Source organism: Bacillus sp. FSL H8-0545, from assembly GCF_038006105.1.
Classification (GTDB): domain Bacteria; phylum Bacillota; class Bacilli; order Bacillales; family Bacillaceae_G; genus Bacillus_A; species Bacillus_A cereus_U.
This window is the reverse complement of record NZ_JBBOUO010000001.1, coordinates 3,403,580-3,425,220: the sequence shown is the minus strand read 5'-3', so window position 1 is coordinate 3,425,220 and position 21,641 is coordinate 3,403,580. Positions and strand designations below refer to the sequence as shown.

The following is a 21,641-nucleotide window of genomic DNA, read 5'->3' as shown; positions in this document are numbered from 1 at the left end:
ATGGCAGTTAAAATTCGTTTAAAACGTATGGGAGCTAAAAAAACTCCTTTCTATCGTGTAGTTGTTGCAGATTCTCGTTCTCCTCGTGACGGACGTTTCATTGAGGAAATCGGTACTTACAATCCGGTTGCTCAACCAGCGGAAGTTAAGATCAACGAAGAAGCAGCATTAAAATGGTTAGGAAATGGTGCTAAACCGTCTGATACAGTTCGTAACCTTTTCTCTAACCAAGGTATCATGGAGAAATTCCACTTATCTAAACAAGGTAAGTAATTGAGGCAATGACAATGAAAATGTTAGTCGAGACAATTGTTAAACCTCTTGTGGATCATCCTGGAGATGTAAAAGTTACACAGGAACTTTGCAACGGAGAAATAAAGTATCGATTAACTGTACATCCTGAGGATGTTGGAAAAGTCATTGGAAAGCAAGGGAAAGTTGCGAAAGCGATTCGAATGCTCTTGTATTCAGTGGGACATCATAATGATGAGAACGTCACACTGGAAATTCAATAAACGTAAAAAGGGCGAGGAGTTATTTCCTCTCCCTTTTTTAACATTTAAAGAGAAATTGCATGTTCCATATATGAAATGGAAATGCTTAATTTATATAGAAACCAGGGGTGACATACTATTTATGACAAAATGGTTTAACGTAGGGAAAATTGTAAATACTCATGGCGTAAAAGGAGAAATTCGTGTTATTTCTCGTACTGATTTTCCAGAAGAGCGATATAAAGTAGGGAACACGTTATACATATGGGATGAGAAAGGTACAGACTATCTTACAGTGAAGGTAACTGCTCATCGTCAACATAAGACATTTGATTTATTAACATTTGAAGGATACAACAATGTAGATGAAGCAGAGAAGTTTAAAGGTTCTTTAATAAAAGTACCAGAAGAGCAGTTAGGTGAACTAGCTGAAGGTGAATACTACTACCATGAAATTATTGGTTGCAACGTTGTAACGGAAGAAGGAGAAGCGTTAGGGACAATCAAAGAGATTCTATCTCCTGGTGCGAATGACGTTTGGGTGATTAAACGTCCAAAGGGTCAAGATCTGTTAATTCCTTATATTGATGACGTTGTACTTCAAGTTAACATTGAAAATAAATTAGTAACCATTCATGTAATGGAAGGGCTACTATAATGAAAATTGACATTTTAACATTGTTTCCAGATATGTTTACGGGTGTATTTGGGTCTTCAATTTTAAAGAAAGCACAAGAAAAAGAAGCGGTAGAGCTTCGTGTTGTCAATTTCCGTGAGTATACAACTAGTAAGCATAATAGTGTAGATGATTATCCGTATGGTGGGGGCGCTGGTATGGTATTAACCCCGCAGCCTATCTTTGATGCGGTAGAAGAGTTAACGAAGGAAACAGACCGTAAGCCGAGAATCGTCTTAATGTGTCCACAAGGAGAGCGTTTCACGCAGAAGAAGGCAGAAGAGCTTGCTGGAGAAGAGCATGTTATTTTTGTATGTGGCCATTATGAAGGATACGATGAACGAATTCGTGAGCATCTTGTAACAGATGAGATTTCTATTGGGGATTACGTATTAACGGGTGGAGAATTGGCTTCTATGGTAGTCACTGACAGTGTTGTACGTCTTTTGCCAGGAGTGCTTGGGAATCAAACGTCACAAGTGGAAGACTCTTTTAGCACAGGTTTGTTAGAGCACCCACATTATACACGTCCTGCTGATTTTCGTGGTATGAAGGTACCGGATGTACTAATGTCAGGAAATCATAAAAACATTGATGAATGGCGCCATAAAGAGTCACTACGTCGTACGTACACACGTAGACCGGATTTACTGGAAGAACGAGAATTATCTAAGCAAGAAGAGAAATGGCTGGAACAGATTAAAGAAGACCGATAAGGGCTTGATATATTTTCTATTGCAACAGTCCTAACAATATGCTATTATAACATTTGTGCTACTGAAATCAGTAGCCGTATTAACGATGTTCCGCTGTAATTTAATAAGACTTTATAAGAGCATCTGTTTAAAGGAGAGAATTTAATATGCAACAATTAATCACAGAAATCACAAAAGGCCAATTGAAAACTGACCTTCCTTCATTCCGTCCTGGAGACACTTTACGTGTACACGTAAAAGTAGTTGAGGGAACTCGTGAAAGAATTCAGCTTTTCGAAGGTGTTGTAATTAAACGTCGTGGTGGCGGAATCAGTGAAACATTCACAGTTCGTAAGATTTCTTACGGTGTAGGTGTTGAGCGTACATTCCCAGTTCACACGCCAAGAATCGCGAACATCGAAGTACTTCGCCGTGGTAAAGTACGTCGTGCTAAGTTATACTACTTACGTAACCTTCGCGGTAAAAAAGCACGTATTAAAGAAATTCGATAAGACATGTATGGGAGCTTGTAAATACACAAGCTCCCTTTTTCCAATCTATATGAAATTTTGGTATAATACGAGCAGCTTACATAACTGTGGAGGGGAAAGCATGAAGAAAGAGAAGAGCTCACTTTGGGAATGGATCAAAGCAATTTTGATTGCTGTTGTATTAGCGGGCGTAATTAGACAGTTTTTCTTTGCCCCAATTCTCGTAGATGGTGTATCGATGTCGCCGACTTTACATGACCGTGATCGAATGATTGTTAATAAAATTGGCTATCACATAGGTGATCCGAAACGCTTTGATATTATTGTATTCCGAGCGACTGAAGAAAAAGATTACATTAAGCGTATTATTGGCCTGCCGGGCGACGAAATCGAATACCGTAATGATAAACTATATGTTAACGGGAAACCTTATGAGGAGCCGTATTTAGATAAGCAGAAAAAACAACTTGCTGACGGACCGCTTACATATGATTTTACTCTTGAAGAAATGACAGGAAAGAAAACTGTTCCAGAAGGTCAATTATTTGTTTTAGGCGATAATCGTCGTTTTAGTAAAGATAGCCGTTCGATTGGTACAATTTCAATGGACCAAGTGATTGGTAAAGCAAATATGCTATATTGGCCGTTAAAAGATGCACGTATTGTGAAATAAAAGAAAAAGAAGGTGGCAACATGGTAATCCAATGGTTCCCGGGACATATGGCAAAGGCTAGACGCCAAGTAACAGAAAAATTAAAGTTAATTGATGTTGTAATTGAGCTTGTAGATGCTCGATTACCTTTATCTTCTCGTAATCCAATGATTGATGAAATTATTACGCATAAACCAAGGCTTGTTGTTTTAAATAAAGCGGATATGGCGGATGATCGTCTTACAAAGCAGTGGATTGCATATTTTGATGAAAGAGGTCAAAAAGCAATTTCAATTAATGCACAAGCTGGACAAGGTATGAAAGAAATTGCAGCAGCTTGTAAAGTGCTTGTCAAAGAAAAATTCGATAAAATGGTTGCTAAAGGCATTAGACCAAGAGCAATTCGTGCTTTAATTGTAGGTATTCCAAACGTTGGTAAATCTACACTGATTAATAAATTAGCGAAGAAAAATATAGCAAAAACAGGAGATCGTCCTGGTGTGACAACGGCTCAGCAGTGGATTAAAGTTGGGAAAGAAATGGAATTATTAGATACACCAGGTATTTTGTGGCCTAAATTTGAAGATGAATTAGTTGGTCTTCGTTTAGCGACGACGGGTGCAATTAAAGATTCTATATTAAATCTACAGGATGTAGCTATTTATGCACTACGTTTTATGGAAAAACATTATCCAGAACGTTTAAAAGAGCGATATAAGTTAAATGACATTCCAGAAGAAATTGTGGAGTTATTTGATGCAATTGGAAAAAACAGAGGTTGCTTAATGGGCGGCGGAATGATTGATTATGATAAAACATCTGAGCTTATACTTCGTGAGCTTCGTGGTGGAAGATTTGGGAAAATGACATTTGAAACACCAGAAGAGTTTGCGGAGCAGGTGGAAGATGTAGAAAAAGTAGAAGAAGTATAAGACGTGCGTTTGTACGTCTTTTCTTTTTGGTTACGTTTAAAAGGAGTGTAAATGAATGCAAAAAATGACTATTCAAGAAGCGGGATGTTTGCTGCAAGAAATTATGAGTGAAGAAGACGAGCGTTTTCAAATGTTAGTGAAAGATGAGAGAAAAGGTGTTCAAAAACTAATTTTGAAGTGGTATAAACAAAAAGAGTTAGCTCAAAAAGAAAGAGGAAAATTTCTAGAAATGTCAAAGTACGAAAATGAGTTACGTGAAAAAGGGCTCACGTACATTGCTGGCATTGATGAAGTGGGCCGTGGGCCGTTAGCAGGACCTGTTGTGACGGCGGCTGTCGTCCTTCCAGAAGATTTTTATATTCCAGGATTAAATGACTCGAAAAAATTAAGTGAAGCGAAACGTGAGCGTTTTTATGATGAAATTAAAGAGCATGCAATTGCGATTGGAGTGGGAATTGTATCACCACAAGTTATTGATGAAATAAATATTTATCAAGCGACGAAGCAAGCGATGTTAGATGCCGTTGCTAATTTATCATGTACACCAGAATATTTATTAATCGATGCGATGAAGCTTCCTACATCAATTCCGCAAACATCAATCATTAAAGGTGATGCGAAAAGTGTCTCTATTTCAGCTGCATCTATTATTGCGAAAGTGACGAGAGATCGCATGATGAAAGAGTTAGGAGGAAAGTATCCTGCATATGGATTTGAACAACATATGGGATATGGGACGAAACAGCATTTAGAAGCGATTGAAGTACATGGAGTATTAGAGGAACATCGAAAATCATTTGCGCCAATTAAAGATATGATTCAAAAATAAGCTGTATATTCACAGCTTATTTTTTATTTTGGTATATAAACATTATTATTTTCGAAAAAGAATAAAGCGATTTCAGTTTTCTGACACTTTATTGTAGACAGCGTGCCAATCATCTTATACAATGGCAATGTAATGTTTTTTAAACATTAAAAAACTTTTCGAGTAAAACAGGAAAACAGGGGAGGATGGGACCATGAATATCCATGAGTACCAAGGTAAGGCAGTCCTTAGAAGCTATGGGGTTAGCGTTCCGAACGGGAAGGTTGCATTTACAGTAGAAGAAGCTGTAGAAGCAGCGAAAGAATTAGGAACGGAAGTGTGTGTAGTTAAAGCGCAAATTCACGCTGGTGGACGCGGCAAAGCTGGCGGTGTAAAAGTTGCGAAAAATTTAGAAGAAGTTCGTACATATGCAGAAAGCATTTTAGGAACTACACTTGTGACGCATCAAACAGGTCCTGAAGGTAAGGAAGTAAAACGCTTACTTATCGAAGAAGGTTGCGATATTAAAAAAGAATATTATGTAGGTCTTGTATTAGATCGTGCAACTTCTCAAGTTGTTTTAATGGCATCTGAAGAAGGTGGAACAGAAATTGAAGAAGTAGCAGAAAAAACGCCTGAAAAAATCTTTAAAGAATATATTGATCCAGCAGTAGGTTTACAAGGTTTCCAAGCGCGTCGAATCGCGTTTAACATCAATATTCCAAAAGAACTTGTAGGACAAGCTGTGAAGTTTATGATGGGCTTATACAGTGCGTTTATCGAAAAAGATTGCTCTATCGCTGAGATTAATCCACTTGTTACAACAGGTGACGGTAAAGTTATGGCGTTAGATGCAAAATTAAACTTTGATTCTAATGCGTTATATCGCAATAAAGATATTTTAGAACTTCGTGACCTTGAAGAAGAAGATTCAAAAGAAATTGAAGCTTCTAAATATGACTTAAACTACATTCCTTTAGATGGAAATATCGGTTGTATGGTTAATGGTGCAGGTTTAGCAATGGCTACAATGGATATCATTAAACATTACCATGGTGACCCAGCTAACTTCTTAGATGTTGGTGGCGGCGCAACAGCTGAAAAAGTTACAGAAGCATTCAAAATTATCCTTTCTGACAAAAATGTAAAAGGTATCTTCGTTAACATTTTTGGTGGCATTATGAAGTGTGATGTTATCGCAGAAGGTGTTATTGAAGCAACGAAGCAGGTAGGTCTTGAGTTGCCTTTAGTTGTACGTCTTGAAGGTACAAACGTAGAGTTAGGAAAGAAAATTTTAAATGAGTCTGGTTTAAATATTGTTGCAGCAGAATCTATGGCAGACGGTGCACAAAAAATTGTTTCACTAGTGGGCTAATAGAAAGCGGGGGAGAAAAATGAGCGTATTAGTTAATAAAGATACAAAAGTTATTGTTCAAGGTATTACAGGTTCTCAAGGGTTATTCCATACAAAGCAAATGATTGAATACGGTACGAAAATTGTAGGTGGTGTAACACCAGGTAAAGGTGGCACTGATATTGAAGGCGTACCAGTATTTGATACAGTAGAAGATGCTGTGAAAGCAACAGGCGCAAACGCTTCAGTTGTATACGTTCCACCCGCTTTTGCGGCTGATGCAATTATGGAAGCTGTTGATGCAAAGATTGATTTAGTAGTATGTATTACTGAAGGAATCCCTGTATTAGATATGGTAAACGTTAAGAGATATATGGCGGGTAAACATACACGTTTACTTGGACCAAACTGCCCTGGTGTTATTACACCTGACGAATGTAAAATTGGTATTATGCCAGGATATATTCACAAAAAAGGTCATGTTGGTATCGTATCTCGCTCTGGTACATTAACGTATGAAGCTGTACATCAGTTAACACAAGAAGGTATTGGCCAATCTACTGCTGTAGGTATCGGCGGAGACCCTGTTAATGGTACGGACTTTATTGATGCGTTAAAAGCATTTAATGAAGATGAAGAAACGCATGCTGTAATTATGATTGGTGAAATCGGCGGTACGGCAGAAGAAGAGGCAGCTGAGTGGGTACAAGCTAATATGACAAAACCAGTTGTAGGCTTCATTGGCGGTCAAACTGCGCCTGAAGGCAAACGTATGGGTCATGCTGGGGCGATTATTTCTGGCGGCAAAGGAACTGCTGCTGAAAAGATTAAAACAATGGAAGCTTGTGGTATTAAAGTAGCGGAAACACCAGCTGTTATGGGTGAAACATTAATCTCTGTTTTAAAAGAAAAGGGATTATTTGAGACTTGCAAAAACTACTAATCTTTTTGAAAGACACCTTCTTATTAGAGGGTGTCTTTTTACACATTTTTTGTTTACATAATAAAAATTATGGGTAAGGAGAATTGAGATGAAAAGAGAACGTTTATTGCACCTTCATTACATGTTGGCGGATCATTGGAAGGCGATGGAGAGACTACTATATGTTGATCCAGAACTGAAGGGAGTATACACTTTTAGTCCGAAACAATTTGAATATTACGCTGGAATATCCCCGAAAAAATCTTCAGAACTAGTAAATTTCCTTCAGACTTCAAATCTAAAGCAATATGTATCCTATTTAGAAAAAAATCGAATATTTTATATAACCATATGGGATGAGGATTATCCGCAACTATTGCAGGAAATACAAGATCCCCCTTTTGTTTTATACGGAAAAGGAGAGAGAGATTTTCTTGGCAAGATAAATAAATTAGCAATTGTTGGAACGAGAGAACCGTCTTTATATGGAAAGGAGAGTGTGAAGTTTATTTTACAACCTTTACTTGAAAAAGAATGGCTTATTGTTAGTGGGTTTGCAAGAGGGATAGATACAATTGCTCATGAAGTTACAGTAAGGCAGCATTGCCCGACTATTGCAATATTAGGACACGGATTATCTTATATGTATCCAAAGGAGAATAGAGGTTTATATGACACGTGGAAAGATTATATATTGTTATCGACAGAGTATCCGCCTCATTATGTGCCGAAAAAATGGTATTTCCCAAAAAGAAATCGAATTATTAGCGGTATAAGTAAAGGTGTTTTAGTTGTAGAAGCAAAAACGAGAAGTGGATCCCTTATTACTGCAGACCTTGCATTAGAACAAAATAGAGAGGTGTTTGCGCTTCCTGGACCTATATTTATAGAGAGTGTAGCGGGAACGAATCATCTAATTCAACAAGGCGCAAAGCTAGTAAGAAATGCGGAGGATATCCTTGAAGAAATTTTAAATTAACCATATATTTTCATGTTTTTATTAAACAATTATTGACAAATGGTAGATTGTCGCTGTATGGTATATTCATTCTTGATTGACAAAAACAAGAGAAATCAATAAGATTGATGAAGACTTGAATCCACCTCTTAAGGAGGCACTAGCATGTCAGATTACCTCGTAATCGTGGAGTCGCCTTCTAAGGCGAAGACCATTGAAAAATATTTAGGGAAAAAATACAAAGTCGTCGCGTCCATGGGACATGTCCGCGATTTACCTAAAAGCCAAATGGGGATAGAAGTAAAGAATAACTTCACCCCGAAGTATATTACCATTCGTGGTAAGGGTCCCGTTTTAAAAGATTTAAAATCAGCGGCAAAAAAAGCAAAGAAAGTCTATCTCGCGGCCGATCCGGATCGTGAAGGAGAAGCAATTGCTTGGCATTTAGCAAATACGTTAAATGTGGACGTTGAATCAGATTGCCGAGTTGTATTTAATGAGATTACAAAAGATGCAATAAAAGAATCATTTAAATATCCTCGTGCAATTAATATGGATTTAGTAGATGCACAACAGGCAAGGCGTATACTCGATCGTCTTGTTGGCTACAATATTAGTCCTTTATTATGGAAGAAAGTAAAAAAAGGATTAAGTGCAGGACGCGTACAATCTGTAGCAGTTCGTTTAATCATCGAACGTGAAAAAGAAATTCAAAGTTTTGAACCTGAAGAATTCTGGACAATTAAAACAGAATTTGTGAAAGGGAAAGACACATTTGAAGCAAGCTTTTACGGCGTAGATGGTGAAAAAGTTCAATTAACGAACGAAGCACAAGTGAACGAAATAATCGAAAAGATGAAAGACAATGCGTTTTCGGTTGAAAATGTAACGCGAAAAGAGCGAAAGCGTAACCCTGCATTACCGTTTACAACATCTTCCTTGCAACAAGAGGCAGCGCGTAAGTTAAATATGCGAGCAAAGAAAACAATGATGCTTGCACAGCAGCTGTATGAAGGGATGGATCTTGGAAAACAAGGGACTGTAGGTCTTATTACGTATATGAGAACTGATTCAACACGTATCTCAGAAACAGCTCAAACAGAGGCTCGTGATTACATTACTGAGGCGTTTGGTGCGGAATACATAGGAACAGAGAAGAAGAAAGAAACGAAAAAGTCGAAAGCACAAGATGCGCATGAGGCGATTCGTCCTACTTCGGTAATGAGAAAGCCAGAGGAACTAAAAAGTTTCTTAAGTCGTGATCAACTCCGTTTGTATAAACTGATTTGGGAGCGATTTGTTGCAAGTCAAATGGCATCTGCTATAATGGATACTGTTACAGCGAAACTCATTAATAACAATGTTCAGTTCCGTGCAAGTGGATCAGTTGTAAAGTTCCCAGGATTTATGAAAGTGTACGTAGAGTCGAAAGATGATGGTGCGGAAGAAAAGGATAAGATGTTGCCACCTTTAGAAGTAGGTGAAACTGTATTTTCAAAAGATATAGAACCGAAGCAACATTACACACAGCCTCCGCCGCGTTATACAGAGGCTCGTCTAGTAAGAACACTTGAAGAGCTTGGAATTGGGAGACCGTCTACTTATGTACCGACACTTGAAACAATCCAAAAACGAGGATACGTTGCTTTAGATAATAAACGCTTCGTTCCGACTGAGCTTGGTGGAATAGTAATCGAACTTATTTTAGAGTTTTTCCCAGAAATTATTAACATTGAATTTACTGCCAATATGGAGCAAAGCCTTGATGAAGTAGAAGAAGGAAATGCAAATTGGGTGAAAATTGTTGATGATTTCTACGTAGGATTTGAACCGCGCTTAGAAAAAGCGGAAAAAGAAATGCGTGAAGTGGAAATTAAAGATGAACCAGCTGGGGAAGACTGTGAATTATGTAGTCACCCGATGGTCTTTAAAATGGGTAAATATGGGAAGTTTATGGCTTGTTCGAATTTCCCGGAATGTCGTAATACAAAACCGATTGTAAAAGAAATCGGTGTTACTTGTCCGAAGTGTGATAAAGGGCAAATTATTGAACGCCGTAGTAATAAAAAGAAACGCCTTTTCTATGGATGCGGTACGTATCCAGAATGTGACTTTGTATCTTGGGACAAGCCGATTGGTCGTAAATGTCCGAAGTGTGAAAGTATGCTCGTAGAGAAAAAGTTGAAAAAAGGCGTGCAAGTACAATGTGTTTCGTGTGATTATGAAGAAGAACAACAAATGTGAGCGTAACTGCTCACATTTTTTTCGGGAAGAAAAGGAAAGGTGATATATATGACAACACAAGTAGTAAACGTCATTGGCGCAGGTCTTGCAGGAAGCGAAGCAGCTTACCAAATTGCAAAGCGTGGTGTCCAAGTAAAATTATATGAAATGAGACCAGTAAGGCAAACACCAGCTCATCATACAGATAAATTTGCTGAATTAGTATGTAGTAACTCACTTCGCGCAAACACATTAACAAATGCTGTCGGTGTTATTAAAGAAGAAATGCGCCTAATGGATTCTGTCATTATTCGTGCAGCTGATGAGTGCTCTGTACCAGCAGGAGGTGCTTTAGCTGTAGATCGTCATGAATTCGCGGCGAAAGTGACTGAATATGTGAAAAATCATCCGAACGTAACTGTAATGAATGAGGAAATCACTGAAATTCCAGAGGGGCCAACTGTTATTGCGACAGGTCCACTTACGTCTCCGGATCTTTCTGCACAATTAAAAAAACTAACAGGTGAAGATTATTTTTATTTTTATGATGCTGCAGCGCCAATCGTTGAGAAAGACAGCATTGACATGAATAAAGTATATTTAAAATCTCGTTATGATAAAGGTGAAGCGGCATATTTAAACTGTCCAATGACAGAAGAAGAGTTTGATCGTTTTTATGAGGCTTTAATTGCTGCTGAGACAGTGCCTTTAAAAGAATTTGAAAAAGAAATTTTCTTTGAAGGTTGTATGCCAGTAGAAGTTATGGCAAGTAGAGGAAGACAGACGTTAGTATTTGGACCGATGAAGCCTGTTGGGTTAGAAGATCCGAAAACAGGGAAAACACCGTATGCGGTTGTTCAGTTACGTCAAGATGATGCAGCAGGAACATTATACAATATTGTAGGCTTCCAAACACATTTAAAGTGGGGGCCACAAAAAGAAGTGTTACAGCTAATTCCAGGACTAGAAAACGCAGAGATTGTACGTTATGGTGTAATGCATCGTAATACGTTTATTAATTCGCCTAATTTGCTTCGTCCAACATATCAATATAAACAACGTGATGATTTATTCTTCGCTGGTCAAATGACTGGGGTAGAGGGTTATGTTGAATCAGCAGCATCAGGATTATTAGCGGGTATTAACGCTGCTCGACTTGTACAAGGTGAAGAGCCAGTTGTATTACCACCTGTAACTGCAATGGGAAGTATGGCAAATTATATTACTGCGACAAATGCGAAAAACTTCCAGCCAATGAATGCAAACTTCGGTTTATTTACACCGTTAGAGAAGAAAATTAAAAAGAAACAAGAGCGAAATGAAGCATATGCTACACGCGCTTTGGAAACAATTCAAAATTTTGTAAATATTTAATTAAATTTCTTGCAAAGGCTACTAAGTTGTGATACGATTTAGTAGCCTTTATTGAGGTGAGTTATATGGATGTGAATGTGAAGAATTTGTTACAATTATTCGTTGGATATTTACAAATTGAAAGAAATTATTCAAAATATACAATTGCAAGTTATCAAAATGATTTAGAACATTTTGTGCAATTTATGGAGCGAGAAGGCATATCCTCTTTTTTAGATGTTACATACGCGGATGTTCGTTTATACTTGACGACGTTGCACGATCAGAAGTTAGCCCGTAAATCTGTCGCAAGGAAAGTATCAAGCTTACGAAGTTTATATCGTTTTTTGATGCGTGAAGGTTATCAAAAAGATAATCCGTTTGCACTTGCATCACTTCCCAAGAAAGAATTGTCAATCCCAAAGTTTTTATATGCTGAAGAGTTAGAGGAATTGTTTGAAGTTTCTGATACAGGGGCGCCATTAGGTCAAAGGAATCAAGCTTTATTAGAGTTGATGTATGCAACTGGGATTCGTGTAAGCGAATGCGTTAATTTGCAACTTACCGACATTGACTTTGCAGTGGGAACAATTTTAGTGATGGGAAAAGGGAAAAAACAAAGATATATTCCGTTCGGAAGCTATGCACAAGATGCTTTAATTACTTATATAGAGAACGGGAGAAAACAGTTAGCTCAAAAGACTGAAGAACAATCTCATATGGTATTTTTAAATGCGAAAGGTAAGCCGTTAACAGATCAGGGTGTACGTTATGTTTTGAACGAACTCATTAAGAAAGCTTCACTTACAATGCGGATAAGTCCCCATATGTTAAGGCATACATTTGCTACACATATGTTGGATGAAGGAGCGGATTTACGTACTGTGCAGGAGCTATTAGGTCATGAGAATTTGTCAACGACACAAATTTATACGCATGTCTCTAAAGAAAGATTGCGTTCTGTGTACATGAAGCATCACCCGCGGGCATAAATTGCTTTTAAGGCTATAAAAACATATAAAGGAGTTTTTTCTATGGGAAATTTCCACGCTACAACGATATTTGCAGTTCATCATAATGGAGAATGTGCAATGGCTGGAGATGGTCAGGTAACGATGGGGAATGCTGTTGTAATGAAACATACAGCTCGCAAAGTTCGCAAACTTTTCCAAGGGAAAGTTTTAGCTGGTTTTGCAGGATCAGTTGCTGATGCATTTACTCTTTTTGAAATGTTTGAAGGGAAATTAGAAGAGTATAATGGCAACTTGCAGCGCGCTGCAGTTGAGATGGCGAAACAATGGCGTGGTGATAAAATGCTACGTCAGCTAGAAGCAATGCTCATTGTCATGGATAAAACAACGATGCTCCTTGTTTCAGGTACAGGAGAAGTGATTGAACCAGATGATGGTATTTTAGCAATTGGTTCAGGCGGACATTATGCACTTGCTGCTGGTCGTGCTTTAAAGCAACATGCAAGTGAACATTTAACAGCGAAACAAATTGCGAAGGCCAGTTTAGAAATTGCAGGCGATATTTGTGTTTATACGAACCATAACATAATTGTTGAAGAATTGTAGAATCGTAAGGGAGGCATTTTATATGCATTTACATTTTACTCCGCGTCAAATTGTGGAAAAATTAGATCAATACATCATCGGTCAAAAAGATGCAAAGAAAGCGGTTGCTGTAGCTCTACGAAATCGATACCGTCGCAGTAAATTAGTTGAAAATTTACGTGATGAAATTGCACCTAAAAATATTTTAATGATTGGACCGACAGGTGTTGGTAAAACAGAGGTAGCACGGCGAATGGCGAAACTCGTTGGAGCACCTTTTATTAAGGTTGAAGCGACGAAATTCACAGAAGTTGGATATGTGGGTCGAGATGTAGAGTCGATGGTCCGCGATCTTGTTGAAACGTCCGTTCGCATTGTGAAAGAGGAAATGGTAGTTAAAGTTCAAGATAAAGCAGAAGAGCAAGCGAATCAACGTCTTGTTGAAATTTTAGTGCCGAGTCCGGAGAAACAATCTGGATTTAAAAATCCATTAGAAATGCTTTTTGGTGGTAATCAAAATTCAAACCAAACATCTGATGTAGAGGAAGATGATGAAATCGAAAAGAAACGTCAAGATGTGGAAAGAAAGCTTGCGGCAGGCCTTCTTGAAGATGAAGTGATATCGATCGAAGTGACGGAACAACAGTCTTCTATGTTTGATATGTTGCAAGGAACTGGCATGGAGCAAATGGGAATGAATTTCCAAGATGCACTAGGAAGTATCATGCCGAAAAAAACGAAAAAACGTAAACTTTCTGTAAAAGAAGCAAGAAAACTCTTGACAAATGAAGAGGCACAGCGCTTAATTGATATGGATGAAGTTACACAAGAGGCTGTTTATCGTGCTGAACAGCTCGGGATTATTTTTATCGATGAAATTGACAAAATTGCTGGTAAGCAGTCGAATAGCGTAGATGTATCGCGTGAAGGTGTGCAACGTGACATTTTACCGATTGTAGAAGGATCGAATGTAGCAACAAAATACGGGTCAGTAAAAACGGATTATATTTTATTTGTTGCAGCTGGAGCGTTCCATATGTCTAAACCGTCGGATTTAATTCCGGAATTGCAAGGGAGATTTCCGATTCGAGTAGAATTAACAAAATTATCGGCGGATGATTTTGTTAAAATATTAATCGAGCCTGACAATGCGCTAATTAAACAGTACATGGCGTTATTAGCGACTGAAGGTATAGAAATTGAATTTTCAGACGAAGCTATTCGTAAGATTGCTGAGATTGCTTATCAAGTTAATCAGGATACAGATAATATTGGAGCGAGAAGACTTCATACTGTTATGGAGAAGCTCCTTGAAGATTTATCGTTTGAGGCATCTGAAATTACGTTAGAGAAAATAACGATAACACCTCAATATGTTGAGGAAAAATTAGCGACAATAGCTAAAAATAAAGATGTGAGCCAGTTTATTTTGTAATAGTGTCATCAGGTGACTCGCCCTAGTTTCCAAGTGATGAAAAAATATGTAAGTAACATGTAGGAGGAAATTTTGAAATGGAATTATTAGCAAAAACGAGAAAATTAAATGCGTTATTACAGAGCGCAGCAGGAAAGCCTGTAAACTTTAGAGAGATGTCTGACACAATGTGTGAAGTAATTGAAGCGAACGTGTTCGTTGTAAGTCGTCGCGGTAAATTATTAGGATATGCGATTCACCAACAAATCGAGAACGAACGTATGAAGCACATGCTTGCAGAGCGTCAATTCCCAGAAGAGTATACGCAAAGCTTATTCCATGTTACAGAAACATCTTCAAATTTAGGTGTGGATAGTGACTACACAGCATTCCCAGTAGAAAATAGAGAATTATTCGGTCAAGGTTTAACTACAATCGTACCAATCGTTGGTGGCGGTGAGCGTCTAGGTACACTAGTATTAGCTCGTCTTGGTCAAGAGTTCTTAGACGATGATTTAATTCTTGCTGAATACAGCTCAACTGTAGTAGGTATGGAAATCTTACGTGAAAAAGCAGAAGAAATCGAAGAGGAAGCACGTAGTAAAGCTGTTGTTCAAATGGCGATTAGCTCATTATCTTACAGTGAGTTAGAAGCAATCGAGCATATCTTCGAAGAATTAAACGGAACAGAAGGTTTACTTGTTGCAAGTAAAATTGCTGATCGCGTAGGAATTACTCGTTCTGTAATCGTAAATGCACTACGTAAATTAGAAAGTGCTGGTGTTATTGAGTCTCGCTCTTTAGGTATGAAAGGAACATACATTAAAGTGCTAAACGACAAGTTTCTACAGGAACTTGCTAAATTGAAAACAAACTAATTTATAAAAAAACTCTCCTCGGTTGAGGAGAGTTTTTTGTTTTTTTTAAGAGAATGATTTTGCTTACGTAAGGCGTCATGACAACGTTCATTAGAAAACTATTAATTAACCTTCAATTCCTTGCTTAAAGGAATTGAAGGTTGGTAATACTAGAATTTGAGCGTGAAAAAAAGAAAGTTTTACATTGTTCGCATTTTCGACTTGATTGTAATATTTCAGTATGATATAGTAAGCAGTGGTGTCAGTACAAAGTACACACGTTTACTGATTTAAGTGTTGGTGCTACGTTCGTAGTTTCGCTTAGAGACGAAGTAAACGGAGGATATCAAAAACCATTTAGGAGGAACTAAATTATGTCAGTAATTTCTATGAAACAATTGCTTGAAGCTGGTGTTCATTTCGGACATCAAACTCGTCGTTGGAACCCAAAAATGAAGCGTTACATCTTCACAGAGCGTAACGGTATCTACATCATCGACTTACAAAAAACTGTGAAAAAAGTTGAGGAAGCTTACCGCACGATGCGTGACATCGCTGCTGAAGGCGGAGACATCTTATTCGTAGGTACTAAAAAACAAGCACAAGAAGCTATTAAAGAAGAAGCAACTCGTGCTGGTATGTACTTCGTTAACCAACGTTGGTTAGGTGGAACTTTAACAAACTTCCAAACAATCCAAAAACGTATCAAGCGTCTTAAAGATATCGAAAGAATGCAAGAAGATGGTACTTTCGAAGTACTTCCTAAGAAAGAAGTTGTTCAACTTAAAAAAGAGTTAGAGCGTCTTGAGAAATTCTTAGGCGGTATTAAAGATATGAAAGGTCTTCCAAGTGCATTATTCATAGTAGACCCTCGTAAAGAGCGTATTGCAGTTGCTGAAGCACGCAAATTACACATTCCAATCATCGGTATCGTTGATACAAACTGTGATCCGGACGAAATCGATCACGTTATTCCAGCAAACGATGATGCAATTCGTGCTGTAAAACTTCTTACATCTAAAATGGCAGACGCGATCCTTGAAACAAAACAAGGTGAAGAAACTGTTACTGCGTAACAAATTTGGAAAGGTGATAAGGGGTTCGGCCTTTTATCACCTTTTTTAAGGTATAAACACCTTTATAAAAGGTATAAATACATATTTTAGGAGGATGAAAAATATGGCAATCACTGCACAAATGGTAAAAGAACTTCGCGGAAAAACTGGCGCAGGTATGATGGACTGCAAAAAAGCTTTAACTGAAACTAATGGCGACATGGAGAAAGCAATTGACTTCTTACGTGAAAAAGGTATTGCGAAAGCTGCTAAAAAAGCAGACCGCATCGCTGCTGAAGGTTTAACTTTCATCGAAACAAACGGTAACGAAGGTTTAATCTTAGAATTAAACTCTGAAACTGATTTCGTTGCGAAAAACGAAGGTTTCCAAGCATTAATTAAAGAATTAGCTGCTCACTTATTAGCTAACAAACCTGCTAACGTTGAAGAAGCTATGGCTCAAACAATTGAAGGCGGCAAAACAGTAGAAGAGTACATCAATGAAGCAATCGCTAAAATTGGTGAAAAACTTACACTTCGTCGTTTCGAAATCGTATCAAAAACTGATGCAGATGCATTCGGCGCTTACCTACACATGGGTGGACGTATTGGTGTATTAACAGTTCTTGAAGGTTCTACTGATGAAGCAGCTGCTAAAGATGTAGCAATGCACATTGCAGCAGTTAATCCTAAATACATCGACCGCGATGCTGTAACAGCTGAAGAAGTTGAGCATGAGCGTCAAGTATTAACACAACAAGCTTTAAACGAAGGCAAGCCTGAAAAAATCGTTGCGAAAATGGTAGAAGGCCGTCTTGGCAAATTCTTTGAAGAGATTTGCTTACTTGACCAAACATTCGTTAAGAACCCTGATATGAAAGTTCGTCAATTCGTTGAGTCTAAAGGCGGAACATTAAAAGGATTCGTTCGCTACGCTGTTGGTGAAGGTATCGAAAAACGCGAAGACAACTTTGCTGAAGAAGTAATGAACCAAGTAAAAGGTAACAACTAATACAGATTAGGGAACACATTGTGTTCCCTTTTTTAAAATAAAGATGTAAGCAATTGGAGGTTCATTATGAGTAAACCGAAATATGATCGTGTCGTTTTAAAGCTAAGCGGAGAAGCTTTAGCTGGCGAGCAAGGATTTGGAATTAACCCAGCTGTTATTAAGTCAGTTGCGGAACAAGTGAAAGAAATTGCAGAACTTGATGTAGAGGTTGCTGTTGTTGTTGGTGGCGGTAACATTTGGCGTGGGAAAATTGGAAGCGAAATGGGCATGGATCGTGCAGGAGCAGATTACATGGGCATGTTGGCAACAGTTATGAATTCATTAGCTCTTCAAGATAGCTTAGAGAATATTGGAATTCAAACTCGCGTACAAACTTCAATTGAGATGCGTCAAGTGGCAGAGCCTTACATTCGTCGTAAAGCAATTCGTCATTTAGAGAAAAAACGTGTTGTTATCTTTGCTGCAGGTACTGGTAACCCATACTTCTCTACAGATACAACAGCAGCATTACGTGCAGCTGAAATCGAAGCGGACGTTATTTTAATGGCGAAAAATAATGTGGATGGCGTATATAGTGCAGATCCATCTATTGACCCAGCAGCTACGAAATACGAAACACTTACTTACTTAGATGTACTAAAAGCAGGTTTAGGTGTAATGGATTCTACAGCTTCTTCTTTATGTATGGATAATGATATTCCATTAATTGTATTCTCGGTTATGGAAAAAGGTAACATTAAACGTGCCGTTTTAGGCGAAAATATTGGAACAGTTGTAAGGGGGAAATAAATTATGGGACAACAAGTATTGAAGTCTTCAAATGAAAAAATGGAAAAAGCAGTTGCTGCTTATTCTCGTGAATTAGCAACAGTTCGCGCTGGTCGTGCAAGCTCGTCTGTATTAGATAAGGTACAAGTTGATTACTATGGTGCACCAACACCAGTTGTGCAATTAGCGAACATTACAGTTCCAGAAGCACGTTTGCTTGTAATTCAACCTTATGATAAAACTTCTATCGGTGATATTGAAAAAGCAATTTTAAAAGCAGATTTAGGCTTAAACCCTTCTAATGATGGAACTGTAATTCGTATTGCATTCCCTGCATTAACAGAAGAGCGTCGTCGTGATCTTGTGAAAGTTGTGAAAAAATATGCTGAGGAAGCAAAAGTTGCTGTTCGTAACGTACGTCGTGACAGTAATGATGACCTTAAGAAGCTTGAAAAAGCTGGCGACATTACAGAAGATGATTTAAGAGGATATACTGAAGATATCCAAAAAGAAACAGATAAATATATTGCAAAAGTTGACGAAATCGCAAAAAACAAAGAAAAAGAAATTATGGAAGTGTAATAGCGATAATTTCGCAAATATGACCCTCTTCTTAAGGGGGTCTTTTTACACTTTTAGGCATACGTCTGCTTGTTGGAGGGTATGAATGATGTTTAAAAAGTTTCCTTTTTTTAAAAGTAAAAAGGTCACATCGTTTGATCATCTCATTGAAAAAGTGAAAAAAGGATATATCCCAGAACATATTGCTATTATTATGGATGGTAATGGAAGATGGGCAAAGAGAAGAGCCATGCCTCGCATTGCTGGTCATCATGAAGGTATGCAAGTTGTGAAGAAAATCACAAAATTTGCAAGTAAGCTTGATGTGAAAGTATTAACTCTTTATGCTTTTTCGACTGAGAACTGGAAAAGACCGAAAAAAGAAGTTGATTATTTGATGAAGCTTCCAGAAGAATTTTTAGGTGCATTTTTACCAGAGTTGATTGAAGAAAATGTACAAGTCCGAGTAATAGGGCAAAAAGATCGTCTTCCTACGCATACGCGCAGAGCGATGGAAAAAGCCATGGAAGATACGAAAGAGAATACGGGATTAATTCTTAATTTCGCGTTAAACTATGGAAGTCGAGATGAAATCGTTTCTGCTGTGCAACATATGATGAAAGATAGTGAGGAAGGAAAAATTCGTTCGGAAGAAATAAGTGAAGAAATGATTTCTTCTTACTTAATGACGAGTTCTTTACCTGATCCAGAGCTGTTAATCCGTACAAGCGGAGAGCTACGTATTAGTAATTTCATGTTATGGCAAATTGCTTATTCGGAATTTTGGTTTACAGATGTGTATTGGCCAGATTTTACCGAGGAACATTTGCTAAATGCGATTACAGACTTTCAACATAGAGGGCGCAGATTCGGAGGCGTGTAGAAAGAGAGGGTTTGGTAGTGAAACAGAGAATTATTACTGGAGTGATTGCTGCCGCGCTATTCATTCCCATCGTAATTTACGGTGGCGTGCCTTTTACAGTTTTAGTGTATGCACTTGCTTCTATAGGTTTATATGAATTAATTCGTATGAACAAGCTTACGCTTATTTCGGTACCAACAGTTTTAGCTGCAGTATTATTGTGGATTATTTTAATTCCGAGTAGTGCATCAGAACTGTTTACGTGGATTGGATTAGGTAAATTAGAAATCACATTTGTGATTGTTTTATTACTTTTATCATATACAGTCCTTTCTAAGAATACATTTACTTTTGACAATGCTTCATTTTTACTTATGGCAACGACATATGTTGGAATGGGATTCTTATATTTAAATGAAACGAGAATATTAGGAATCAAATATGTGTTCTGTGCACTATTTGTCATATGGGCAACTGATTCAGGTGCCTATTTCATAGGAAAAGCATTTGGAAAAAGAAAATTGTGGCCAGAAATTAGTCCGAATAAAACGATTGAAGGTTCATTAGGCGGTATTGTTTGTGGAATTGTTGTTGCACTTGTTTATAACATGTTCTTCCCAGTTGAAGCGAATGTAGGAATTTTAATTGTTCTGACGATTATCATTTCTATTTTTGGACAAATTGGTGATTTAGTGCAATCTGCCTTTAAACGCCATTATGGTGTAAAGGATTCCGGTACAATCTTACCTGGACATGGTGGTATTTTAGATCGAACAGATAGTTGGTTATTTGTGTTACCAATTCTATACTTCTTATTACAATACAATTAATAAATGAACGAGGGGTTGGAGTCATGAAAAACATTAGTTTACTAGGTGCAAGCGGATCAATCGGTACACAAACATTAGATGTGTTACGCTCGCACCCAGACCAATTCCGTCTCGTTGCTTTTTCTGTAGGGAAAAATGTTGATTATGCAGTAAAGGTAATTCAAGAATTTTCTCCGCAAATTGTCTCTGTGCAAAGAGAGGAAGATGTTTTAAAATTACAAGCTGTTTCTGGTAATACAAAAGTAGTATATGGTAGCGAAGGCTTATTAGAAGTAGCGCTACACCCAGATACAGAAATTGTAGTGAATGCTGTTGTAGGTAGCGTAGGGTTGTTACCTACACTCCGCGCAATTGAGGCGAAAAAAACAATTGGAATTGCAAATAAAGAAACGTTAGTAACTGCAGGGCATCTTGTAATGGAAGCAGCACGAAAACATAATGTATCGTTACTTCCAGTAGACAGTGAACATTCAGCTATTTTTCAATGCTTGAATGGTGAAAATGAAAAAAGAATCTCTCGCTTAATTATAACTGCTTCAGGCGGAAGTTTTCGTGATAAAACGAGAGATGAATTGCATCAAGTGACCGTAGAAGATGCACTTCGTCATCCAAACTGGTCAATGGGTTCGAAAATTACAATTGATTCTGCTACAATGATGAATAAGGGGCTAGAAGTAATTGAAGCACACTGGCTTTTTGGTATCCCTTATGAGCAAATCGATGTTGTTCTACATAAAGAAAGTATTATCCATTCTATGGTTGAATTTGAAGATCGTAGTGTAATGGCACAGCTTGGCTCACCTGATATGCGAGTACCGATTCAATACGCGCTTACATATCCTGATAGATTACCTCTTTCAGACACGAAACAGTTAAATTTATGGGAAATGGGAACATTGCATTTTGAGAAAATGAATCAAGAGCGTTTCCGTTGTCTACGTTTTGCGTATGAAGCTGGAAAGACAGGTGGAAGTATGCCGGCTGTAATGAATGCGGCAAATGAAGTAGCCGTTGAAGCTTTTTTACAAAAGAGAATTGGTTTCTTAACAGTGGAAGACCTCATTGAAAAAGCAATGCACCATCACACTGTCATTGCACGTCCGAGCTTAGAGGAAATTCAGGAAATTGACGCAGCCACAAGACGGTTTGTGATGGAACAAATTTAGCA

24 protein-coding genes are annotated in these 21,641 nt (G+C 37.9%); all 24 read left to right on the top strand.

What is annotated here, in order from left to right; translation table 11 throughout:
- Positions 1–273 (top strand): 30S ribosomal protein S16, encoded by a 273-nt coding sequence (gene rpsP, locus MHI07_RS17870; RefSeq protein WP_000268750.1) that lies wholly within the window; start codon positions 1–3, stop codon positions 271–273.
- Between the two features lie 14 nt (positions 274–287).
- Complete coding sequence (locus tag MHI07_RS17865; protein ID WP_002088196.1) at positions 288–515, top strand: KH domain-containing protein; 228 nt, start codon at positions 288–290, stop codon at positions 513–515.
- Between the two features lie 121 nt (positions 516–636).
- Positions 637–1,152 carry a ribosome maturation factor RimM gene (rimM, locus tag MHI07_RS17860; RefSeq protein ID WP_033710827.1) on the top strand — a complete coding sequence of 172 codons (516 nt, stop codon included), beginning with the start codon at positions 637–639 and terminating at the stop codon, positions 1,150–1,152.
- Positions 1,152–1,886 carry a tRNA (guanosine(37)-N1)-methyltransferase TrmD gene (trmD, locus tag MHI07_RS17855; RefSeq protein WP_002014522.1) on the top strand — a complete coding sequence of 245 codons (735 nt, stop codon included), beginning with the start codon at positions 1,152–1,154 and terminating at the stop codon, positions 1,884–1,886. The genes rimM and trmD overlap by 1 nt, the downstream gene beginning before the upstream one ends.
- A 146-nt stretch (positions 1,887–2,032) precedes the next feature.
- Complete coding sequence (rplS, locus tag MHI07_RS17850) at positions 2,033–2,377, top strand: 50S ribosomal protein L19 (protein ID WP_002014524.1); 345 nt, start codon at positions 2,033–2,035, stop codon at positions 2,375–2,377.
- Positions 2,378–2,477: 100 nt separating this feature from the next.
- Complete coding sequence (gene lepB / locus MHI07_RS17845) at positions 2,478–3,029, top strand: signal peptidase I (protein ID WP_002066791.1); 552 nt, start codon at positions 2,478–2,480, stop codon at positions 3,027–3,029.
- Between the two features lie 20 nt (positions 3,030–3,049).
- Positions 3,050–3,940: a ribosome biogenesis GTPase YlqF gene (gene ylqF, locus MHI07_RS17840; RefSeq protein WP_002066792.1), complete on the top strand. Its 891-nt coding sequence runs from the start codon at positions 3,050–3,052 to the stop codon at positions 3,938–3,940.
- Positions 3,941–3,995: 55 nt separating this feature from the next.
- Complete coding sequence (locus MHI07_RS17835; RefSeq protein ID WP_002066793.1) at positions 3,996–4,769, top strand: ribonuclease HII; 774 nt, start codon at positions 3,996–3,998, stop codon at positions 4,767–4,769.
- 193 nt (positions 4,770–4,962) lie between these two features.
- The gene (gene sucC / locus MHI07_RS17830; RefSeq protein WP_002014529.1) at positions 4,963–6,123 is read left to right on the top strand and encodes an ADP-forming succinate--CoA ligase subunit beta; all 1,161 of its coding nucleotides are present in this window, start codon (positions 4,963–4,965) and stop codon (positions 6,121–6,123) included.
- Between the two features lie 19 nt (positions 6,124–6,142).
- Entirely contained in the window at positions 6,143–7,045 is a 903-nt protein-coding gene (gene sucD, locus MHI07_RS17825; protein ID WP_000115186.1) for a succinate--CoA ligase subunit alpha, read from the top strand.
- An 88-nt stretch (positions 7,046–7,133) separates the two neighbouring features.
- Positions 7,134–8,003 carry a DNA-processing protein DprA gene (dprA, locus tag MHI07_RS17820; protein WP_340825492.1) on the top strand — a complete coding sequence of 290 codons (870 nt, stop codon included), beginning with the start codon at positions 7,134–7,136 and terminating at the stop codon, positions 8,001–8,003.
- Between the two features lie 144 nt (positions 8,004–8,147).
- A complete protein-coding gene (topA, locus tag MHI07_RS17815) occupies positions 8,148–10,226 on the top strand; it encodes a type I DNA topoisomerase (protein ID WP_002160736.1) in 2,079 nt (692 codons plus the stop codon).
- A 48-nt stretch (positions 10,227–10,274) separates the two neighbouring features.
- Positions 10,275–11,579, top strand: a complete 1,305-nt coding sequence (gene trmFO / locus MHI07_RS17810; RefSeq protein ID WP_002066796.1) for an FADH(2)-oxidizing methylenetetrahydrofolate--tRNA-(uracil(54)-C(5))-methyltransferase TrmFO — start codon at positions 10,275–10,277, stop codon at positions 11,577–11,579.
- Between the two features lie 71 nt (positions 11,580–11,650).
- Positions 11,651–12,550 (top strand): tyrosine recombinase XerC, encoded by a 900-nt coding sequence (gene xerC / locus MHI07_RS17805; RefSeq protein WP_078172994.1) that lies wholly within the window; start codon positions 11,651–11,653, stop codon positions 12,548–12,550.
- Between the two features lie 42 nt (positions 12,551–12,592).
- A complete protein-coding gene (hslV, locus tag MHI07_RS17800; protein ID WP_002014538.1) occupies positions 12,593–13,135 on the top strand; it encodes an ATP-dependent protease proteolytic subunit HslV in 543 nt (180 codons plus the stop codon).
- 22 nt (positions 13,136–13,157) lie between these two features.
- Positions 13,158–14,549, top strand: coding sequence for an ATP-dependent protease ATPase subunit HslU (gene hslU, locus MHI07_RS17795; RefSeq protein WP_002111373.1), 1,392 nt, complete (start codon positions 13,158–13,160; stop codon positions 14,547–14,549).
- Positions 14,550–14,626: 77 nt separating this feature from the next.
- Positions 14,627–15,406: a GTP-sensing pleiotropic transcriptional regulator CodY gene (gene codY / locus MHI07_RS17790; RefSeq protein WP_002160737.1), complete on the top strand. Its 780-nt coding sequence runs from the start codon at positions 14,627–14,629 to the stop codon at positions 15,404–15,406.
- 353 nt (positions 15,407–15,759) lie between these two features.
- Positions 15,760–16,461 (top strand): 30S ribosomal protein S2, encoded by a 702-nt coding sequence (gene rpsB / locus MHI07_RS17785; RefSeq protein WP_002088178.1) that lies wholly within the window; start codon positions 15,760–15,762, stop codon positions 16,459–16,461.
- A gap of 103 nt (positions 16,462–16,564) precedes the next feature.
- Positions 16,565–17,452 carry a translation elongation factor Ts gene (tsf, locus tag MHI07_RS17780; protein ID WP_002160738.1) on the top strand — a complete coding sequence of 296 codons (888 nt, stop codon included), beginning with the start codon at positions 16,565–16,567 and terminating at the stop codon, positions 17,450–17,452.
- A gap of 66 nt (positions 17,453–17,518) precedes the next feature.
- Positions 17,519–18,241 (top strand): UMP kinase, encoded by a 723-nt coding sequence (gene pyrH, locus MHI07_RS17775; RefSeq protein WP_340825484.1) that lies wholly within the window; start codon positions 17,519–17,521, stop codon positions 18,239–18,241.
- Between the two features lie 3 nt (positions 18,242–18,244).
- On the top strand, positions 18,245–18,802 hold the full coding sequence (frr, locus tag MHI07_RS17770) for a ribosome recycling factor (protein WP_000531506.1): 558 nt from the start codon (positions 18,245–18,247) through the stop codon (positions 18,800–18,802).
- A gap of 85 nt (positions 18,803–18,887) precedes the next feature.
- A complete protein-coding gene (uppS, locus tag MHI07_RS17765) occupies positions 18,888–19,664 on the top strand; it encodes an isoprenyl transferase (RefSeq protein ID WP_002111371.1) in 777 nt (258 codons plus the stop codon).
- A 17-nt stretch (positions 19,665–19,681) separates the two neighbouring features.
- A complete protein-coding gene (cdsA, locus tag MHI07_RS17760) occupies positions 19,682–20,473 on the top strand; it encodes a phosphatidate cytidylyltransferase (protein ID WP_002160739.1) in 792 nt (263 codons plus the stop codon).
- Between the two features lie 23 nt (positions 20,474–20,496).
- Positions 20,497–21,639 carry a 1-deoxy-D-xylulose-5-phosphate reductoisomerase gene (gene dxr / locus MHI07_RS17755; RefSeq protein WP_002014547.1) on the top strand — a complete coding sequence of 381 codons (1,143 nt, stop codon included), beginning with the start codon at positions 20,497–20,499 and terminating at the stop codon, positions 21,637–21,639.
- The last annotated feature ends 2 nt before the right edge of the window (positions 21,640–21,641 follow it).